At 31.9% G+C, this 18121-nt stretch carries 18 protein-coding genes and 3 pseudogenes; 8 read left to right on the top strand and 13 right to left on the bottom strand.

Annotated elements, in window-relative coordinates; translation table 11 throughout:
* The first annotated feature begins 51 nt into the window (after positions 1 to 51).
* From ABXT58_RS02645 to ABXT58_RS02625, 5 genes and pseudogenes are all read left to right on the top strand, one after another.
* Positions 52 to 1507, top strand: a pseudogene (locus tag ABXT58_RS02645) (phosphomannomutase/phosphoglucomutase).
* Positions 1491 to 1772: a hypothetical protein gene (locus tag ABXT58_RS02640; protein WP_415304525.1), complete on the top strand. Its 282-nt coding sequence runs from the start codon at positions 1491 to 1493 to the stop codon at positions 1770 to 1772. Before ABXT58_RS02645 ends, ABXT58_RS02640 begins: the two are co-directional and overlap by 17 nt.
* A gap of 36 nt (positions 1773 to 1808) precedes the next feature.
* Positions 1809 to 2950 (top strand): annotated as a pseudogene (locus ABXT58_RS02635) (glycine cleavage T C-terminal barrel domain-containing protein).
* Positions 2951 to 3601: 651 nt separating this feature from the next.
* Complete coding sequence (locus tag ABXT58_RS02630) at positions 3602 to 6037, top strand: GcvT family protein (protein WP_415304523.1); 2436 nt, start codon at positions 3602 to 3604, stop codon at positions 6035 to 6037.
* 67 nt (positions 6038 to 6104) lie between these two features.
* Positions 6105 to 7202: pseudogene (locus ABXT58_RS02625) on the top strand (alkene reductase).
* A gap of 159 nt (positions 7203 to 7361) precedes the next feature.
* Here ABXT58_RS02625 and ABXT58_RS02620 read toward each other — a convergent pair.
* The 4 genes from ABXT58_RS02620 to ABXT58_RS02605 all read right to left on the bottom strand — a co-directional run bounded on the left by ABXT58_RS02620 (position 7362) and on the right by ABXT58_RS02605 (position 11094).
* A complete protein-coding gene (locus tag ABXT58_RS02620; protein WP_415304521.1) occupies positions 7362 to 8717 on the bottom strand; it encodes an NAD(P)/FAD-dependent oxidoreductase in 1356 nt (451 codons plus the stop codon).
* Positions 8717 to 9616, bottom strand: a complete 900-nt coding sequence (locus ABXT58_RS02615) for a dihydrodipicolinate synthase family protein (RefSeq protein WP_415304519.1) — start codon at positions 9614 to 9616, stop codon at positions 8717 to 8719. Before ABXT58_RS02615 ends, ABXT58_RS02620 begins: the two co-directional genes overlap by 1 nt.
* 281 nt (positions 9617 to 9897) lie before the next feature.
* On the bottom strand, positions 9898 to 10335 hold the full coding sequence (locus ABXT58_RS02610) for a type IV pilin protein (RefSeq protein WP_415304518.1): 438 nt from the start codon (positions 10333 to 10335) through the stop codon (positions 9898 to 9900).
* Positions 10336 to 10566: 231 nt separating this feature from the next.
* A complete protein-coding gene (locus ABXT58_RS02605) occupies positions 10567 to 11094 on the bottom strand; it encodes a hypothetical protein (protein ID WP_415304516.1) in 528 nt (175 codons plus the stop codon).
* A 128-nt stretch (positions 11095 to 11222) separates the two neighbouring features.
* Here ABXT58_RS02605 and ABXT58_RS02600 point away from each other — a divergent pair, with 128 nt between their 5' ends.
* Positions 11223 to 11963 carry a YdcF family protein gene (locus tag ABXT58_RS02600; protein ID WP_415304514.1) on the top strand — a complete coding sequence of 247 codons (741 nt, stop codon included), beginning with the start codon at positions 11223 to 11225 and terminating at the stop codon, positions 11961 to 11963.
* 59 nt (positions 11964 to 12022) lie between these two features.
* Here ABXT58_RS02600 and ABXT58_RS02595 read toward each other — a convergent pair whose 3' ends face one another.
* The 5 genes from ABXT58_RS02595 to ABXT58_RS02575 form a co-directional block, all read right to left on the bottom strand.
* Positions 12023 to 12976 (bottom strand): DMT family transporter, encoded by a 954-nt coding sequence (locus ABXT58_RS02595; RefSeq protein ID WP_415304513.1) that lies wholly within the window; start codon positions 12974 to 12976, stop codon positions 12023 to 12025.
* 99 nt (positions 12977 to 13075) lie between these two features.
* Positions 13076 to 13240: a hypothetical protein gene (locus tag ABXT58_RS02590; RefSeq protein ID WP_271564921.1), complete on the bottom strand. Its 165-nt coding sequence runs from the start codon at positions 13238 to 13240 to the stop codon at positions 13076 to 13078.
* The gene (locus ABXT58_RS02585; protein WP_415304511.1) at positions 13237 to 13437 is read right to left on the bottom strand and encodes a hypothetical protein; all 201 of its coding nucleotides are present in this window, start codon (positions 13435 to 13437) and stop codon (positions 13237 to 13239) included. Before ABXT58_RS02585 ends, ABXT58_RS02590 begins: the two co-directional genes overlap by 4 nt.
* Positions 13428 to 13865, bottom strand: a complete 438-nt coding sequence (locus tag ABXT58_RS02580; protein WP_415304509.1) for a DUF4396 domain-containing protein — start codon at positions 13863 to 13865, stop codon at positions 13428 to 13430. The genes ABXT58_RS02585 and ABXT58_RS02580 overlap by 10 nt, the downstream gene beginning before the upstream one ends.
* 5 nt (positions 13866 to 13870) lie before the next feature.
* A complete protein-coding gene (locus tag ABXT58_RS02575; protein WP_415304507.1) occupies positions 13871 to 14299 on the bottom strand; it encodes a c-type cytochrome in 429 nt (142 codons plus the stop codon).
* Positions 14300 to 14377: 78 nt separating this feature from the next.
* Between ABXT58_RS02575 and ABXT58_RS02570 the strand changes: the two genes are divergently transcribed.
* Both ABXT58_RS02570 and ABXT58_RS02565 read left to right on the top strand, forming a co-directional pair.
* Positions 14378 to 14785, top strand: a complete 408-nt coding sequence (locus ABXT58_RS02570) for a DMT family transporter (RefSeq protein WP_415304505.1) — start codon at positions 14378 to 14380, stop codon at positions 14783 to 14785.
* Positions 14760 to 15263, top strand: coding sequence for an EamA family transporter (locus tag ABXT58_RS02565; protein ID WP_415304504.1), 504 nt, complete (start codon positions 14760 to 14762; stop codon positions 15261 to 15263). The genes ABXT58_RS02570 and ABXT58_RS02565 overlap by 26 nt, the downstream gene beginning before the upstream one ends.
* A gap of 22 nt (positions 15264 to 15285) precedes the next feature.
* Here the strand turns inward: ABXT58_RS02565 and ABXT58_RS02560 are convergent, their stop codons facing one another.
* From ABXT58_RS02560 to ABXT58_RS02545, 4 genes are all read right to left on the bottom strand, one after another.
* Entirely contained in the window at positions 15286 to 15822 is a 537-nt protein-coding gene (locus ABXT58_RS02560; protein WP_415304502.1) for a pentapeptide repeat-containing protein, read from the bottom strand.
* 70 nt (positions 15823 to 15892) lie between these two features.
* A complete protein-coding gene (locus tag ABXT58_RS02555) occupies positions 15893 to 17293 on the bottom strand; it encodes a Glu/Leu/Phe/Val family dehydrogenase (protein WP_415304501.1) in 1401 nt (466 codons plus the stop codon).
* A gap of 49 nt (positions 17294 to 17342) precedes the next feature.
* Positions 17343 to 17831, bottom strand: a complete 489-nt coding sequence (locus ABXT58_RS02550; protein WP_415304499.1) for a hypothetical protein — start codon at positions 17829 to 17831, stop codon at positions 17343 to 17345.
* A complete protein-coding gene (locus ABXT58_RS02545; protein ID WP_415277785.1) occupies positions 17828 to 18121 on the bottom strand; it encodes a hypothetical protein in 294 nt (97 codons plus the stop codon). Before ABXT58_RS02545 ends, ABXT58_RS02550 begins: the two co-directional genes overlap by 4 nt.

Below are 18121 nucleotides of genomic sequence, written 5' to 3'. Positions count from 1 at the left end.
TAGGAAAAAAATATCAATAAAAAAATAAAATGAATGTAAGAAAGGTTAACAATGACAACAAATTTAAAAATAGATCCATATGGCTTCAGAGAGTACGACGCAAGATGGCTGTATGAGAAGGACATAAACCAACTCGGAATAGAGAATTCTAGGCAAAGGTTTAGGTACTCAAATTATAAAACATACAAAAAAAACGAATCCAAGAGTAATTGTGGGTCATGATTATAGGTCTTACAGTGAAGAAATAAAATCTGCTCTTAAAAAAGGACTACTTTCAACGGGATGTAATATTGAAGACATAGGTTTATCTCTATCCCCTACTGTTTATTTTGCACAATTTAATTTGGATGCTGATGCTGTTGCAATAGTAACCGCTAGTCACAATGAAAATGGTTGGACTGGAGTTAAAATGGGTATCAAAAAAGGATTAACCCATGCACCAGAAGAGATGAAAGAATTAAAAGAGATTACTTTAAATGAAAACTTTATAAAAGGTGAAGGTAGTGAAAAACAAATAGAAGGTTTTCAACAAATTTATAAAGATGATTTAATAAATAAAAATAAAATCACAAAAAAAATTAAAGCAGTTGTTGCATGTGGTAATGGTACAGCCGGAATATTTGCACCTGAAATTTTAAGAGGTATTGGTTGTGAAGTGATAGAACTCGATTGTGATCTTGATTGGACTTTTCCAAAATATAATCCAAATCCAGAAGATTTAGAAATGTTACATGCAATTGCAAAAGCTGTAAAAGATAATAACGCAGATATTGGTTTTGGCTTTGATGGTGATGGCGATAGAGTTGGTGTAATTGATAATAGAGGGGAAGAAATATTCTCTGATAAAATTGGATTATTAATTGCAAGAAACTTATCTAAAACTCATAAAGGCTCAAAATTTATTGTTGATGTAAAATCAACAGGATTGTACGCAACTGACAAGGTCTTAATGAAAAATGACTGTGAAACTATTTATTGGAAAACAGGTCACTCACATATTAAAAGAAAAGTTAATACTGAAAAAGCTTTAGCTGGATTTGAGAAAAGTGGACACTTTTTCTTTAATCAACCTTTAGGTTTTGGTTATGATGATGGAATTAATTCAGCAATTCATGTGTGTCATTTATTAGATAATCAAAATAAAACTATGCATGAAATTATAAAAGAACTCCCTAATACTTTTCAAACACCAACAATGGCACCTTTTTGTAAAGATGAAGAGAAATATCAAGTGGTTGAAGATTTAGTTAAGCAAGTAAACACTATTAAAGATAATAAAACTAAAATTGATGACCAGGAGATTAGTGAAGTATTAACTGTTAATGGTATAAGGTTTTCTTTTAAAGATGGATCATGGGGATTAATTAGAGCCTCATCAAATAAGCCATCTTTAGTAATTGTTACTGAAAGTCCAACATCAGATGATAGAAAGAAAAAGATCTTTGATTTTATTGATGACCTTTTACAAAAAACTGGCAAAGTTGGCGAATATGATCAAAAAATATAAATATCTACTAATCTTTATTCTTCTTTTTACCTCTAAAAGTCATGCTCTAAGCCCTGAATATGAGAAGGAATTGTATATAGGTTGTTACACAAACTCTAAGCAATACCTTGGTACAGATGGCGCTAAAATATACTGCCAGTGCACAATTGATAAATTAAGTGCGAAATTCAATGACGAAGAAATAGATGAAGTCTTCAGTAAAGAGCCTGATGAAATTCAGCAACTAACTGCATTTGCGACAATTGAGTGCGAAAATAATAAATAGCTTTTCAAATAATAAAATAATTAATAGATTTTAAGAATGGAAGATAAGAAAAACTTCGGTTTTGGAACTCAGATTAGAAAGTCTCCTTACTTTAACTCAACTGTTAAATGGGGTGCAACTGGTTTTTCAGTTTATAATCACATGTATATTCCTCGTGACTTTGGATCCCCTGAGCAAAACTTTTGGAATTTAGTTAATGAAGCGATTTTATGTGATGTTGCTGTTGAACGACAAGTAGAGATTACAGGACCCGATGCTACAAAATTTATTCAACTGTTAACACCAAGGGATTTATCAAAACTTTCAGTCGGTCAATGTAAATATGTTTTAATTGTAAATAATGAAGGTGGAATTTTAAATGATCCAGTTTTATTAAGACTAAAAGAAAACCATTATTGGTTATCCCTTGCAGATAGTGATATTTTATTATGGGCACAAGGGGTTGCAGTAAACTCAAATCTTGATGTTAAAATTATTGAACCCGATGTCTCCCCTCTTCAATTACAAGGACCAAACTCTGGAAAAATTATGGAAGCTTTATTTGGTGAAAGTATTAATGATCTTAAATATTATTGGCTACGTGAATTAGATTTAGACGGTATTCCTTTAATAGTCTCTCGTACCGGTTGGTCAAGTGAGCTTGGTTATGAATTATATTTAAGAGATGGCTCTAAGGGTGACAAACTTTGGAAAAGATAATGGCAGCAGGTAAACCTCATGGATTAAAACCAGGTCACACATCATCGATTAGACGTATTGAAGGTGGAATGTTATCGTACCATGCAGATGCAGATATAAATACGAACCCTTATGAACTAAATCTAGGAAGACTTGTTAATTTAGATACCAATATAAATTTTATTGGAAAAGATGCTTTACAAAAAATAAATACTGATGGCATTAAAAGAAAACAAGTTGGAGTGATCTTAGATTGTGATCCTTTAACAAGCCCTAACACTACATTTTGGGAAATCTTAAAAGATAATCAGCAAGTTGGTAAAATTACTTCTGCAGTTTATTCACCAAGACTAAAACAAAACATTGCACTTGCAATGGTGTCAATTAACAATTCAGAAATTGGTACAGTGCTTGATGTTAAAATGAATGACAAAATCATTAAAGCAACAGTTGCTGAGAAACCTTTCTATGATCCTAAAAAGAAGCTAGCTAGTAGCTAACAATAAGAGTATTTATAAGTCATGTTAACGCCAAAAGATTATATTTCCCTATACTTACTGGTTATTATCTTAACGGTAGTTTCAGTTAACTTCATGTACCGTCTCTATTTCTAGCAATACAAACACTACTTTTTATTAAAAAATTAATTGGTAGTTGACCTTTATTTACGGAGTTAGAGGAACACACTAGCTCGCACTATCCTACACTAGTTATGCGGACTATTTAACTTTTATTAAAAATAAATCGCATACAGACTCATTAATTTAAGCAAGAAACTAGATCATAGACTAGATCATTTAGAGATAAAACAGGATTTGAGGTAGTATGAATGAAGAAAACCGGCGCAAACTCTGGACTTTAATACAGGAAGCCGGCCTTTATTTACAGGGTTAGAGGTTACTCAACTATCTTTTAAAAAATAAACAACTGTTAAAATTATAAGGATAATGACAATCCAAATAGTAAGATTAGTTAAGAATTGTTTTAATTTATAATTAGATTGTAGAAAAGCTGGGAGTACTAATAAGAGTATCCCCAGCATATAAACATAGGGTAATATCTGATCTGCCATTATATTACTTTAGCTTATCTCTATAGTATCTCCAAATTCAAATAGTAAATTCCATAGACATTTGTTAGGATTTAAATTCATGAAAACAAGAACTAAGGTTGTAGTAATAGGCGGAGGTATAGCAGGATGTTCTACACTATACCATCTTACTAAAGAAGGTTGGTCTGATGTTGTGTTATTGGAAAGAAACAATTTAACAAGTGGTACCACCTGGCATTCAGCTGCACAGGTTACTAATTTTGGTATGAACCAAACAATGGTTGGTTTGAAAAAGCATTCAATAAAATTGTATAGAGATTTAGCAAACGATCCTAACTTTCCAGTTAATTATAATTATGCAGACGGTGGTATTCGATTAGCAAATACAGAAGAGCAAATGGATGCTTATCGACATTTTACTTCAATGGGTAGAGGTATGGGTGTTGATTTTGAAGTCATCGATGCAGAAGAATGTAAGCGTCGTCATCCGTTAATCTCAACTGATAATTTGTTGGGTGGTTGGTGGGATCCACATGATGGTAACATTGATCCTTACCAATTATGTAACGCATTAACAGGTAGAGCAAAAAATGCAGGTGCAGAAGTTTATACGGACACACCTGTTACTGCTTTAGATCAATATAAAGATGGGACTTGGAAAGTAACGACCCATAAGGGTGTTATTGATTGTGATATCGTCGTTAATGCTGGTGGCTATAGAGTGAACGAAGTTGCAAAAATGATGAACGTGCATCACCCCGTAGCTTCTATGGAACACCAATATTTTTTAACTGAAGACATTCCTGCAATTGAAAAAGCTGGTCACCGTATGCCTCTTTTAAGATGTCCAATTTCTGATTACTATTGTCGTCAAGACAAAAATGGTTTGCTAATTGGTTTTTATGAACAAGATTGTAAACCATGGGGTATGGATGGTATTGATCCAAACTTTGTAAATGCACTTTGCCCTGATGATTTAGATAGGGTAACCGATGTATTAGAGGGTGCTTTTGCAAGAATGCCAGCTCTAAAAGAAGTTGGAATACGAAATATTGTAAATGGTCCAATCACTTACACAATTGATGGCACACCGTTGGTTGGTAAAATTCCTGGTAAAGAAAATGCATTTTGTATTATTGGTCTAAGAGCAGGTATTGGTGAAGGTGGTGGACACGGATGGTTACTAGCACAACAAATTGTTCATGGTGAAGCGTGTTATGATACTTGGTGTCTGGATCCTGCGAGATTTACTTCACACACCAATGTTGAGCTTACTTCTCTAAAAGCAATTGAAGATTACCAAAATGAATTTAGATTTCATTTTCCACACGAACATAGACCAGCAGGTCGATCTGCTAAAACAACATCCTTAACACCCATTATGACTGAAAATAATGCAGAATTTACAGTTGTTAATGGCTGGGAACGAGTTGATTTTATTAAACCCAGTAAAGATTTTAAATGTACACATTCTTTTAATTTTGATGAAGCTTTTAGTGTTGTTGGTAAAGAGATTGCTAACGTTCAAAACAATGTTGGAATTTGTGAAGTAAATGGTTTTAATAGGTTTGAAATTACAGGTGAAGATACTGATAGTTTTATTGATCGAATGTTTTGTGGAAAGATCACTCACAAACCAGGTCGTGTTGGCTTAGGATATTTACTTAATGAGCTTGGAATGATTAAGGGAGAAGCAACAATTACTAATATTCCTGAATCTGAACGAGGTCCTAAAAGAGTTTGGTACGGATCAGCTGCAGCATCAGAACTTCATGATATGGATTGGTTAACTCAACACATAAAACAAGATGAAAAAGTTAACATTAAAAGTTTAACTAATAATCAAACAATATTAATTATTGCAGGACCTAATTCACGAAAAGTAATTTCTGCTTGCAGTAGAGAGAACTGGAGCAAAGAAGCTTTTTCCTGGTTAAGTGTTAGAGAGTGTTTTATTGGTTTTTCACCAGCTACTGTCATGGCAGTTAGTTTTTCAGGTGAAATGGCTTATGAAATTCATATTCCAAATGAATCTCTTTATGCTGCATACCTGTCATTGACTAAAGCTGGTACGGAATTTGGTATGCAAATTTTTGGTGCAAGAGCTGTTGAGAGTATGAGAATGGAAAAAGGATTTTTAGCTTGGAAGCATGATTTAATTACCGAATATGATCCATTTGAAACAGGACTGAACCGATTTACAAATTTACAAAAAGAAAATTTCATCGGTAAAGCAGCACTTCAAAAAAGATTTGATAGTGGTTTAAAGAAAAAATTAGTCTGTCTTAATATTAATTGTAAACACGCACCAGCACCTGGAGGTGCTTCTTTAATGGATGGAGACAAAGTTGTTGGCACCATTAGTTCTGGAGAATGGGGTTATAGAGTTAATCAAAATTTAGCTTATGCATTTATAAATATTGATAAAGCTGAAATTGGTACAAAAATGGATTTAGATTTATTTGGAAAATTAGTTAAAGCAGAGGTTATTCCTTTTGCCCCTTATGATAGTAACTTTAGTAGAATTTTAGCTTAATCAATTCAACAATAAACAAGAGAATGTGATACATAACGCCTAAACCATTAACTAAAAAGAATAAACTTTGAAACTTTTATCTGAACTAAAACTTGGTAACTTAACATTAAAAAATAGAATTATTATGGCTCCGTTAACTAGAATGCGAGCTGGACAACCTGGAAATATTCCACAAGAATTAAACGCAACGTATTACGCACAACGGGCAACAGCTGGTTTAATTTTATCAGAAGCTACTCAAATTTCACAACAAGGTCAGGGTTACCCTGCAACACCTGGTATTCATAGTAAAGAACAAATTGCTGGATGGCAAAATGTTACTAAAGCAGTTCATGATAAAAGTGGAAAAATTTTCTTACAACTTTGACATGTAGGAAAAATTTCTCATACTTCATATCAAGTAGATGGAAAATTACCCGTTGCCCCTTCTGCAATACCTGCAAAAAATAGTGAAACCTATACTGCTGATTGGCAGCCTACTGAAATTTTAACTCCAAGAGCATTAGAGATTTCAGAGATAAAAGACATTGTTAATGATTTCAAGCAAGCGGCTCTAAATGCTAAAGAAGCAAACTTTGACGGTGTTGAGATTCATATGGCTAATGGATATTTATTAGACCAATTTTTACAAGATGGTAGTAACCAAAGAACCGATGAATATGGTGGAAGTGTTGCCAATAGAATGAAATTTCCTCTTGAAGCCTTAGATGTAGTAATTGATGTTTGGGGTAAAGATCAGGTGGGTGTTCGTCTATCCCCTTATGGAACTTTTAATGGTGTAAGCGACAGTGATCCTATGAATTTATTTGGTCAAGTAATTGAAGAATTTAATAAAAGAGGCATCGTCTATATTAACATGATCGAACCAAGAGCAACTACTGCTGGTGGTGATGATAATGTAAATGATAAAGCAATTTGTACTTCTGATTTATTCAGAGCTAAATTTAATGGAATGTTTATTTCATCAGGAGGCTATAAACCTGAAACTGCTGAGGTTGCTTTAAATGATAATAAAGCAGACGCCATTATGTTTGGTAGATGGTTTATTGCAAACCCTGATCTTCCAGAAAGAATTGCTAAAAAGACAGAGCTCAATAAATACGATAGAGCTACTTTCTATGGTGGTGATGAAAAAGGTTATACTGACTACCCTTTTCTATCTTAGATATTTTTAAATTTCTCCAATCATTTAAACCCAGAACCACGATCCCTAAAAGTTTTTTCATAATCCAAGACTAACAAACCCTGAACAGAGAGTTCTATTTGCTTTAATTAGCTAATACTAAACAGGATTAAGGAAGACTGAGGCGTGGCTATGAATGTTTTATAATTCTTTTCCAGCTTTAAGTTCACGCCACTTAATAATAGCATTAGCCCCTAAGTAAGAAATAGGTTTAGGAGGCAATTTTTTTGGTGCATCGTAGGATTTCATATCATTAACGATAGCTGAATCTGTGTTAGTTGCTAAATCTACTGCACCAATTCCTGCTAAAGTGCCTTTTGCAGTACCAATACCATTTTGACAACATGCTGAAAAAATATTTTTATCTACTTCACCAAAAGCTGGCACTGAGTTTAATGACAAACACAACCGTCCGGCCCATCTATATTCCATTTCAACATCTAACAACATTGGAAATCTATCATTAAAGCTTTTATCTTGATCATTGCCAAATTTACTTACTCTTTGCTCTGAAACTTCCATCGATGGATCAAAGGTCCAACGATTACGTATTACAATTCTATCCCCATTAATCCCAGTAATTTTTCTAACCGTTGATCCCATTGGATTTGAAGGAGTAACACCCCATTTTTTTTCACCTCCAAGTTTTGTTAGTTGATCTTTAGTTAGTTTTTTAGTCATAGATGCGTAGGTAAACACATGCATTAATCGTTTTTCAAAAAAACCAAACGATTCAGCATGACCGTTTACAGCCATAATAATTTTTTTTGCAATAACTGAACCTGTTGGGGTTTTTATTTCCCAACTATCATTATTTTTTTTAATCTCTATTGCTGGGCTATGCTCATAGATTGAAAATTTATTTCCATTTGATTGTGAAATACCATTAGCCAATTTACTTATATAAAGAGCCGGTTGGAGCATAAGACAGCCTGGTAAAAAAAGCCCACTTTTATAAAAAGTTGAACCAGTAATTTTCTCCATCTCAAAAGATGATAAATTTTTATATTGTTCACCAAGTTGATCTAAATGCTGAGCATATTCTTTGTTATGCTTTTCACCATTAATATTTACAGCACCATTAATACGTCCACTGGGTTCTACCGCTTCAGTAGGCATTGAATATTCTTCAGCAGCATCTTTAGCAAATTGTAGTGCCTGTCTATTTAATTTAATATGTTTTTGATCAACTTCTATTTTATCTTGGTAAGAACCTGAGCCAAGTTCATGAGGTAGATCAATCATAAAACCTGAATTTCTACCCGCAGGTCCAGCCGCAATTTCTGAGGCTTCTATTAATGCGATCTTATCTGTGTTTGTGATTTGACATAATCTCCTCGCAGCAGATAATCCTGCAAAGCCACCACCAACTATAAGCCAATCAGTTATAATCTTATTTTCTAATTTTGGATATCTGGGTTGCTCTGGAATAATGCTTCGCCAAGCTGGAGGTCCTGGATCCCGAGGCAATCTTTTTGCAACTCGAGTATTAGACATTATCCAATTTCCTTAATGGTATTATTCATAGTGTTAATGATATTTTCAAATTCTTTTTTTTCAATTTCATTTAATTGCTGTAATGGCAGACGAGGTATACCTGCGTTAATTCCTTTTATTGTAACTCCATATTTTATTGATTGAACAAATTTACCTCCCTGCTCTAAATTTTTCATCAACGGCAACATAGCATCCCAAATCTTTTTGCCTTTATCAAAGTCATTTTCAACAGCACATGCTTTCCATAAAGCAATGTGAGCAGTAGCTGAAAAGTTACTACCAGCACAAACCCAGCTTTTAACACCCGCTTGAAAGTATTCGTAAGCTTGGTCATCCATTCCACAACATAATGCTATGTTTGGGTATTTCTTAATTAGATAATCAATTCTATCCATTTCACCTGAGCTTTCTTTTATTCCAGAAAAATTTTTTGATTGACTAACAAGGTTTAAAAATTCTTCATCCATATTTACTGAGGTACGACCTGGATAATTATAAAGCAAAACAGGAAGATTTACTGATTGCTCAATTGCAATTGCATTAATCGCATTCTCTTTACTGGTTGGTACAGCGTAAGGTGGTGATGATATCATTATAGCATCTGCACCATTAGATTTTGCTGATTGTGCAATTAAAATCGAGTCTTCTGTTCTAATTACCCCACCCGTACCAGCAATAAAGGTTACTCTCTTATCTATAATTTCTGAGCTCAGTTTTAATAGATAAAGTCTTTCCTCTAAGGTTTGGGCGTAGTTTTCTCCAGTAGATCCAGCCACAACAATTCCATGAACACCTTCTTCAATAATTTTATTGATAACTTCGGCGTAAGCTTTTTCATTGATTGAATAGTCGTCATTAAATGGTGTAATTAAAGCTGTATAAATACCGTTCAGTTTCATTTAAATTCAATCTCCTTAAATAGTTAATTACTAACCACTATAATTAATAGGTGTATATTCAAACCCTACCAAACCTTAAATCAGATGTCTAGGTGATGGAACTGGCTAATAGTAAACTAGATTAATGAAGCCTGAGGCATGGCTATTGATACTCGCTAAAGAATGCTTTTCGATTGTTGGCTTCTGTTATCAATTTATTATATTTTGCTACTGTCATATGACATTCTAAGTAAACAGTTGCTTCAGTAATTAATTTTCCTAAATCTTTATTTGAAAGTTTTTTATTCTTTTGTAACAGTAGCTGTATTACTATCGTTTGCACCACAACCAGATTTCCAACACGTATAAATTTCTATTTCAGTTGTAGACTTTTTGTTCAATACCACATAACCGTAATCAGCACTAGTACCAGATTTATAAACTTTTTTGTCTTTGAATACGGGACTCTTATCTGCTTTGCTGAGCATTGCTGTTACAGCATTTTTAGTCGTAAGCGTACTACAGGCTTGACCATCTAGAACATCTGCTGAACTATCTAAAGTGCATTTTATAATTTCAGCTTGCATATATTTTGCTGTTTGAGCACCAATTGTTTTAACAGCGTTTGCTTTAGCACTTGCTGTATATCCACTGTAAGCAACAACCCCTACGGCAGCGAGGATACCGATGATTGCTACTACGACTAAAAGTTCTATTAGAGTAAAACCATTTCGTTTCATAGCCAAACCCTACCAAACCTTAAATCAGGTGTCTAGGTACTGGAATGATTGCTACTTAATGAAATAGATGATGGTTAGAATTATAAGGATAATGACAATCCAAATAGTAAGATTAGTTAAGAATTGTTTTAATTTAGAATTAGATTGTAGAAAAGCTGGGAGTACTAATAAGAGTATCCCTAGCATATAAACAAAGGGTAATATCTGATCCATCATTATATCTAGTTTGTATTATGAAACGTTTGTACGAGACCGTCGTTCATTTTGCTTTATTTTATCAAAGGTTTTCTCAATTATTTTAGCTTTCGGTCTTAGCTCTTCATTGTTATCTTTTTCTATAAGATTTTCCCCAGCTGTTTTATTAAATCCGTCTATTTTTTTAAAATATTCTTTGTTTTTAGATTGTGATTTACTGTACCAAAGGTCCTTTAATTGTTTGGTGTAATCTTCAAGTTTACTCTTATCCCAAGCAATATTTTCTTGTTTTCTCATCAAATTATAAAATTGAATGAAGTCTTTTGATTTAACCCACTGTCTAATTATATGAGTAAGTGACTTGTCCTTATTTTCTGGATCAAGTTGCTTTTGTGTAACTATCGCAATAATATTTAATGAATAAGACGCTCTATTAACATCATAATTAGATGCATTCCCTTGGTCACACCCCTTTAATAAGTTTAATACTTTCTCAAGATCACTGTCTGAATGTGTTAAATATTCAATTACCTTATCCCACTTATCTTTTGCAACTTTAGCCATTCATAGACAATACACAGATTAAGGGGTTTACTCAATTTCTTTAAGAATTTTAATGTGCTTATAACTAGATTTTTGTTATCATATCTTAGTTTGCATTTAATCAATTTCATTCATAGTTTTAAACAATAATGATTTATCTTCATAAAATTTTACCTTTAATCGCTAGTCCATTATTTTTAATTTTTTTTTTAATTATTTTAGGAACAATCATTAAGTCAAAAAAAATTACTTTATTTGGAGTTGTCATTTTAATATTTTGTTCATTGCCAATTATTTCAGATAAATTAATTAACTATTTAGAGAAAGATTATACTCTACAAGATGCATCAGCTATAAATAATGCAGACGTAATCGTTGTTTTAAGTGGAATGCTTAAAACTATTAAAGTTGATGATAAATTAAAATATGAATTTGATGATGGCGTAGATAGAATTTTATCGGGCATAGACTTATTTAAAAATAATAAAGCTTCTTTATTAATTTTAACGAAAGGACAAGTTCCATGGTCCTTAGGAATACCAGAAGGAGAATATTTAAAAGATTTTGCTATAAAATTTGGAGTACCTAAAAAAAGTATTTTACTAACTGAAAATGTTCAAAACACTGATCAAGAAGCAAAATCTGTTAAAAAACTGTTAAACTCAAATGATGTTAAGGTTATATTGGTAACTTCTGCTTTTCATATGCCAAGAGCAAAAAAAGTTTTTGAAGCATCTAATATAAAAGTAATACCGTTTGCTGTTGATTTTATAAATTCTCATCAAAAACTTACCTTTATGAGTTTTCTACCTTCAGCAGATGCATTAAGTAGCACCAGTATTTTTGTAAGAGAGATGATAGGAAGATTGTACTACAATTTAAAATATTAGGTTTTAGTTAATTAAGCTAAATTAGTATTGAAAAATTTAATTGTTCTGTTCTATAAATTTTATCTTCTAGTGGGGATTTTAGATGCTACGTATTGTTTTCTAACACCTTCTCTAAAGTAAATATAAACCCCCGCTGAAATTATACAAATGACCCCTAACAAAGTTCTAATAGATGGAATTTCATTAAATAGAAAATAACCTGGGATCATTGACATAATAATCAATGAATATTCAAACAATGAGACAACTGAAGGTGATGCAATGATATAAGCTGAAAAGATACATAAGAACCCAATAGATGCTGCTACTCCAAAGAATAATATAAATTTCCAAGTATAATCAAAGTTTGTAAACCACTCTCTAAATATAAACTGTGTAGTTGGATCAAAATCAGTGTTGTTGAATTGACCATTGCCCATAAAGACATAAATAATGCCACATAAAACAAGAGCAATTAAATAAAAATAGTATAACTGGGTGTTTACATCATCCTTATCAGATGTGTATTTAGTAATAGTCATTGATGCTGCATAAAATAAAGCACTTAATACTGGTAACAAATTTCTATAATCAAAACTTTCAAAATCAGGATTTAAGACGATTAATACACCAAAAAAACCAAAGGCAATAGCGGACCATCTTCTAATACCAATAAATTCTTTTAAGAAAAATTTAGCAAAAATGGATACGAAAAAAGGACAAGAAAAGAATAAAGCATTAGCAGTTGCTAGTTGCATATAAGTAATAGAGATAAAAAACGTTGAAAAAGCAACAAAATGTAACAACACTCTTACAAAAGTTAATACTGGATAATGTGTTTTAAGCGATACTTTTTGTCTTTTAAAACTTAAATAAATAAAAAGCACTGTTGCTGCAATCAAATACCTTCCAAAGAAGATCTCATACAAAGCAGATTGCTCGAAAATATATTTAATTAACGAGTCTTGGATTGCAAACAAGCTCATTGCGATCAGTATTAAAACTATCCCTTTTGAATTATTGTCCCTACTCATTATCTAAGCTTAAACCTAGAGCAAAGAAACTTAAAGATAAGATAGTTAAATTTACCAAGACCATAGAAATTAGGTGCTGGTTTTTTAGTCTTTAATTTTTTAGTTTTTTTCTTCTTCATAACTAATATGGTTTTGTGTTTCATTTGAATGCTTAAGATTATAACAATCTGTACAAAGTAAAATAACCTCTGGTCCTGAACTCACTTGTGTTAAGATGGCAGTATCATCTCCACACTCACTACACCCTGATAAACGTTTTTTCATTTATGTTTTTTACGGGTAATTTCATTAATTCTATCAATATAATTTTTTATCTCGGGGTTATCTGTAGGTTTGTTATCTTGCTTAGGGTTTTTCTTTCTTTGGTAATAATAATAGATAGGCATAACAACAGATAAGCCAACGATAATAATTGCTAGTATAATTTCAGAAGTTGTAACCATTTCAATATTTAATGACACGCTTGATTGAATTTTTTAAGTCTCCAGTAATTATAAGGCCAAGGTGTTAAAAAACCAACTATTAACATAATAGGCACTACCCACCAAGTTAACATCGCTCCACCAGTTAAAAAATAATCTGTAGCATTCATAGAAATTTCCATACTAACCATTGAGATAAAACTCATGCCACAAGCGGTCTTTAACGCACTGATAAAATCAAATTTTTGTTTCATTAAAATATAAGTCTCAAGCATAATGCTAGTGAGTAAACCATTAATGATTGCTAAAGTCATAATCCCCAATACTGGAAAAGGAATTTTACTTAACTGAAAAAATAATATGGTTCCAAAGTCTCCAATTGCACAACCGATAACACACCACATCGTATTCTTCGCACTAGTTCTCCAGCTATCTTTGCATCCCCAATGAAAAGTATCTGTTGCCATATAATTTATTTACTTAAATTTATTTGATGTTGATAATAATCATCTGGCCAAAAACTTTTAATATAAGCTAAAACTGAATCTATATCTTTGTCATTAAGGTTATCTTTAAACCCACCCATTTTTCCATCATAATCACTGATAATTCCAACTAATCCATGTTTAATAATTTTATGTAGTGTTACATCATCATGGTGCCAAGTGTGACCCGTGCCATTTAAAGGGGGTGCTTTACGATGTCCGTCTTCATCAACGCCCTTCCAATTTTCAGCTCCAGATAAATTAACCTGATGGCAACTCGCACAATTATTTTGGTAAGCAATTTTACCTCTAGCGATCATTAATACAGAATCTCTTGTAATTGGATAATGATTGTCTGAGTAAGAAAGGTTACTTAATGATATAAACAGAGTTAAAATTAGAAGTATTTTTTTCATAACTATTAAATTTATATATTAAAATTGTTAGATTAATCTTATATTTTTTTAAGATTGATTGATTATAAGTGTTTGTTAATGAACAATTTTATCTTATTTATTGTCACACTCTTTTGCTGGTCACCTACTTGGTATGTTATTAAATTTCAGTTAGGTTACGTTGATCCATTAGTATCAGTGTTTTATAGATTTTTGATAGCTGCAATAATTATTTTTGTTTATCTAATTTATAAGAAGAAAAATCTTAAGTTTTCTTTAAATCAACATCTTTGGTTTTTACTCTTCGGTATTTGTCTTTATTCTCTAAATTACGTTTTCTTTTATTTATCAAACACTTATTTAATAAGCGCATTTCCAGCGGTTGTCTTTTCAACGGTAGTTATTATGAATATTTTAGGAGAAGGATTTTATTTTAAAAAAGAAACCTTCTTTAAAAACTTTAATTGGTGCAACTATTGGAATGATTGGAATTATAATCATCTTTAGTGATGAAATTTTCAATTTTAGCTTAGCAAATGGAACTCATGTTGGATTATTTTTAGCATTGCTTGGTACATTTAGTGCATCAACAGGTAACATGGTTCACCAAAGAAACTTAAATAATAACTTTTCATTAATACCAACACTTGCGTATGCAATGCTTTATGGATCATTAGTTACTTTATTAATCACTCAGATAAAAGGTACTGAATTACTATTTGAATATAGCTTCAGTTATATTGCTTCCCTTGCTTATTTATCAATAGTTGGCTCAATATTCGCTTTTATCTTCTATTTAAGATTATTAGAGAAAGTTGGAGCTGGACGAGCTGGTTATGTAGGAGTTGTAATGCCAGTACTTGCTTTATTAATCTCAACCGTATTTGAAAACTTAGAATGGCAGCAAGACTTAATAATAGGCTTACCTATTTTAATTATTGGTGCTGTACTTGTTATTAATCAGAAAATTAAACCTGCAAAATAAAGTAATAATTCGTAAGAATTGTTTATTTATTACATTTACCAATAGAACCTAAAGAACATTTAGTTCCATCAATCCAAGTTGCGTTATTTAAATTGGCACCTTCAAAGGTGGCATTTAAAATATTAGCACCAGTTAAATCAGCTTCAAAAAGATTACTGTTACTGAAGTTTGTCTCAATTAATGATGAACCTTTGAAATTTACTCTTGTTAAATTGGCACTTGTAAAGTTAGCTTTTTCAAAAATACCACCTTCAAGATTTGCTTCATATAAATTAGTTCTAATAAAAGAAGATTCTACAAAATTACCATTAGATAGTGTTGCATTCATCATTACTCCTTTATCAAAAGTAACTTTAATAAAGCTAATAAAAGAAAGATTAGAATTTGGTATATAGGCTCTACTTAAATCTTGGCCTTCTGAGAATTGACAATTAGAATAATCAACTCCATCAGTTGGAGCATCATCACAACCAGCTTTAGCACCACTAGTTAATAATAAGCTTAAAACTAAAATAGCAAAAAGCTTACTTATAAAGCCTGCTCTTAATAATTTTAACATATCAAATGCTAACAAATCATTACCAAGAAGTCTTCAGTTAATTTAAATATAGTTAAAATTAAGCCGCTATTTATCGTTTAGGGAACCCTTCTACTGTATAGAAGTTTCTTATCTTCTTTAGAGACACATAATAAGCACTGTCTCTAAATGATCTTTTTATTTGTTTTTTAGCATTATAAATTTCAATAAATGCATTTCTCATACTGTCTTCTAGACCTGAAAAAGCTAAATCCTCTTCATCAGCACCATGAATAATTTTTTTAATTGTGTCAAAATCTGTTTTGGTATTAGTTTTTTTATCTATCAAATCAATAATGTCTAATATTTTCTGTTCTTGAAATCTTTTTTCAACTCTACCAAAACGTATATGAGAAATATCTTTAACCCACTCGAAATAAGAAACTACTACTCCGCCTGCATTGACATAAATATCGGGGATAATCATAACTCCTTTTTCAAATAATTTTTGATCTGCTTCAAATGAAATGGGTCCATTAGCAGCTTCAATTATTAATTTTGTTTTAATTTTATCTACATTATCAACAGTAATTGCATTTTCTAATGCAGCTGGAATTAAAATATCACAATCCAATTCTAAGAGTTCACTTGGGTTATTTTTAAATTCTCCAAGTTTAGGATTATTAATACTTTTATTTTTTTGAACAAATTCAATTAGTGCATTTATATCAATGCCTTTTTTATTGTATAAATAGCCATCAAACTCTCCAATAGCTATAATCTTTGCATTGTCTCTATTATATAAATGTTTAGCTAAATTGCTTCCTACGTTACCAAAGCCTTGAACTATAATTTCATTATCTTTTAATTCATTTTTTAAACCAGCTTCTTTAACGACGTCTTCATGTCTAAATATTTCTCTAACTACTTCTTCAATACCTCTACCGGTTGCTTCTGTTCTTCCAGCAATACCTCCACGATGTAAGGGTTTACCCGTTACACAACCTCTATAATTTATATCATCAGGTTTAAGTGTTTTGTATGTCTCTAAAATCCATTCCATTTCTCTTTCTGAAGTTCCGACATCTGGAGCTGGTACATTTAATGCTGGAGAAATAAAACCTTTATTAATTAGTTTACTTGCAAAGGCTTTAGTAATTTCTCTTAGTTGAGGCATTGTGTAATTCTTAGGATTAATCTTTAAACCTCCTTTTGCACCACCAAAAGGAATATTAACTATTGCACATTTGTAAGTCATTAAAGATGCCAAAGCTTCTGTGTCGTCTTGATCAACGGTTTCAGAATATCTTAGCCCACCTTTAGTTGGAAGTATGTGTTCTGAGTGAACTGCCCTCCATCCTGTGAAATTATTAATTTTGCCCTCTAGGACAACACCTACATTTACTTTAATTAATGAGTGAGTGGATTTTAAATGTTCAAGTAAGTCATCACTAAAGTTTAGTAATTTAGCTGACTTGTCTACATGTAAGTTGACGTTATCTTTAAAGCTCATTTTTAAAAATCATATATTAATGAAATTTATTAACCACTTTTATCTTTATCTAATGAGGCTTAGTCCAATACCCATAAACACATCGTGTGCCCCGTCTTGAACAATCATAAGTGTCATGCAAGACACCCTCTTTAACAACTGTTATATGTTTTGAACAAGATACAATTAAAGTCCCACTTGGAAGTTCTTTTTTTTTTAAATGAACCTTACAACCTTGTCCTATAAACATCGTTGGCGTCCACTGCCATCCTAACTTTTCAAGGTATTTCTTAACAACCACTCTATGAGTGCCAGACCTCGGGCTATCATTTTTTTGTTTTAAACTTCTTGCAAGTCTAGTTCTTGATGTAGTTCTAAATTCTTCATTTGCTTTATAAAGATCGTCATAAATTTTTTGGTAAGGAAGATTTGTTACAATTGCAATGGATCTAACTACACAGTCTCCAGCTTTTCCTTTATAACCAGCGGCAGCTCGTCCCCCGTCATTGATTTCTAATTCTAAATTGCTACTTGAAAATAATCTCTTAAAAAAATTCAAGATTTACTTTTGTGATCAAGGATCTCTACCATACACTGAGTTGCATATTCACGCCATTCCTCAGCTGATTTATCCTTAAGGTTATTAAGGTGGTTCATATTGCTATCTATATTTTCTTGATGTTTAGCTTTGTCGGCTTCTTCTAGATTTTTTTCCATGTTAGTAAGATTGGTCTTCATCGCATTAATCCAACTATTGCCAAGCTCTACACATTTAACATCATCCTTCTCATCACAAATTTGTTTAAAGAAATTGAAAATAACGTCATCGGCTTTTATCTCTTTGCTCAT

The sequence above is a fragment of the Candidatus Pelagibacter sp. Uisw_090 genome, from assembly GCF_047717845.1.
Classification (GTDB): domain Bacteria; phylum Pseudomonadota; class Alphaproteobacteria; order Pelagibacterales; family Pelagibacteraceae; genus Pelagibacter.
Note: the sequence above shows the minus strand (reverse complement) of the source record. Positions and strands in the feature narration are given on the sequence as shown.

Bases quoted from the DNA above. Each gene is read 5' to 3' on its own strand.
- ABXT58_RS02565 (WP_415304504.1), top strand. From the start codon at position 14,760: ATGATTGGAATTATAATCATCTTTAGTGATGAAATTTTCAATTTTAGC.
- ABXT58_RS02620 (WP_415304521.1), bottom strand. From the start codon at position 8,717: ATGTCTAATACTCGAGTTGCAAAAAGATTGCCTCGGGATCCAGGACCT.
- ABXT58_RS02615 (WP_415304519.1), bottom strand. From the start codon at position 9,616: ATGAAACTGAACGGTATTTATACAGCTTTAATTACACCATTTAATGAC.
- ABXT58_RS02570 (WP_415304505.1), top strand. From the start codon at position 14,378: ATGAACAATTTTATCTTATTTATTGTCACACTCTTTTGCTGGTCACCT.
- ABXT58_RS02580 (WP_415304509.1), bottom strand. From the start codon at position 13,865: ATGGCAACAGATACTTTTCATTGGGGATGCAAAGATAGCTGGAGAACT.
- ABXT58_RS02560 (WP_415304502.1), bottom strand. From the start codon at position 15,822: ATGTTAAAATTATTAAGAGCAGGCTTTATAAGTAAGCTTTTTGCTATT.
- ABXT58_RS02630 (WP_415304523.1), top strand. From the start codon at position 3,602: ATGAAAACAAGAACTAAGGTTGTAGTAATAGGCGGAGGTATAGCAGGA.
- ABXT58_RS02605 (WP_415304516.1), bottom strand. From the start codon at position 11,094: ATGGCTAAAGTTGCAAAAGATAAGTGGGATAAGGTAATTGAATATTTA.
- ABXT58_RS02595 (WP_415304513.1), bottom strand. From the start codon at position 12,976: ATGAGTAGGGACAATAATTCAAAAGGGATAGTTTTAATACTGATCGCA.
- ABXT58_RS02575 (WP_415304507.1), bottom strand. From the start codon at position 14,299: ATGAAAAAAATACTTCTAATTTTAACTCTGTTTATATCATTAAGTAAC.
- ABXT58_RS02545 (WP_415277785.1), bottom strand. From the start codon at position 18,121: ATGAGCAAAGAGATAAAAGCCGATGACGTTATTTTCAATTTCTTTAAA.
- ABXT58_RS02640 (WP_415304525.1), top strand. From the start codon at position 1,491: ATGATCAAAAAATATAAATATCTACTAATCTTTATTCTTCTTTTTACC.
- ABXT58_RS02600 (WP_415304514.1), top strand. From the start codon at position 11,223: ATGATTTATCTTCATAAAATTTTACCTTTAATCGCTAGTCCATTATTT.
- ABXT58_RS02610 (WP_415304518.1), bottom strand. From the start codon at position 10,335: ATGAAACGAAATGGTTTTACTCTAATAGAACTTTTAGTCGTAGTAGCA.
- ABXT58_RS02555 (WP_415304501.1), bottom strand. From the start codon at position 17,293: ATGAGCTTTAAAGATAACGTCAACTTACATGTAGACAAGTCAGCTAAA.
- ABXT58_RS02590 (WP_271564921.1), bottom strand. From the start codon at position 13,240: ATGAAAAAACGTTTATCAGGGTGTAGTGAGTGTGGAGATGATACTGCC.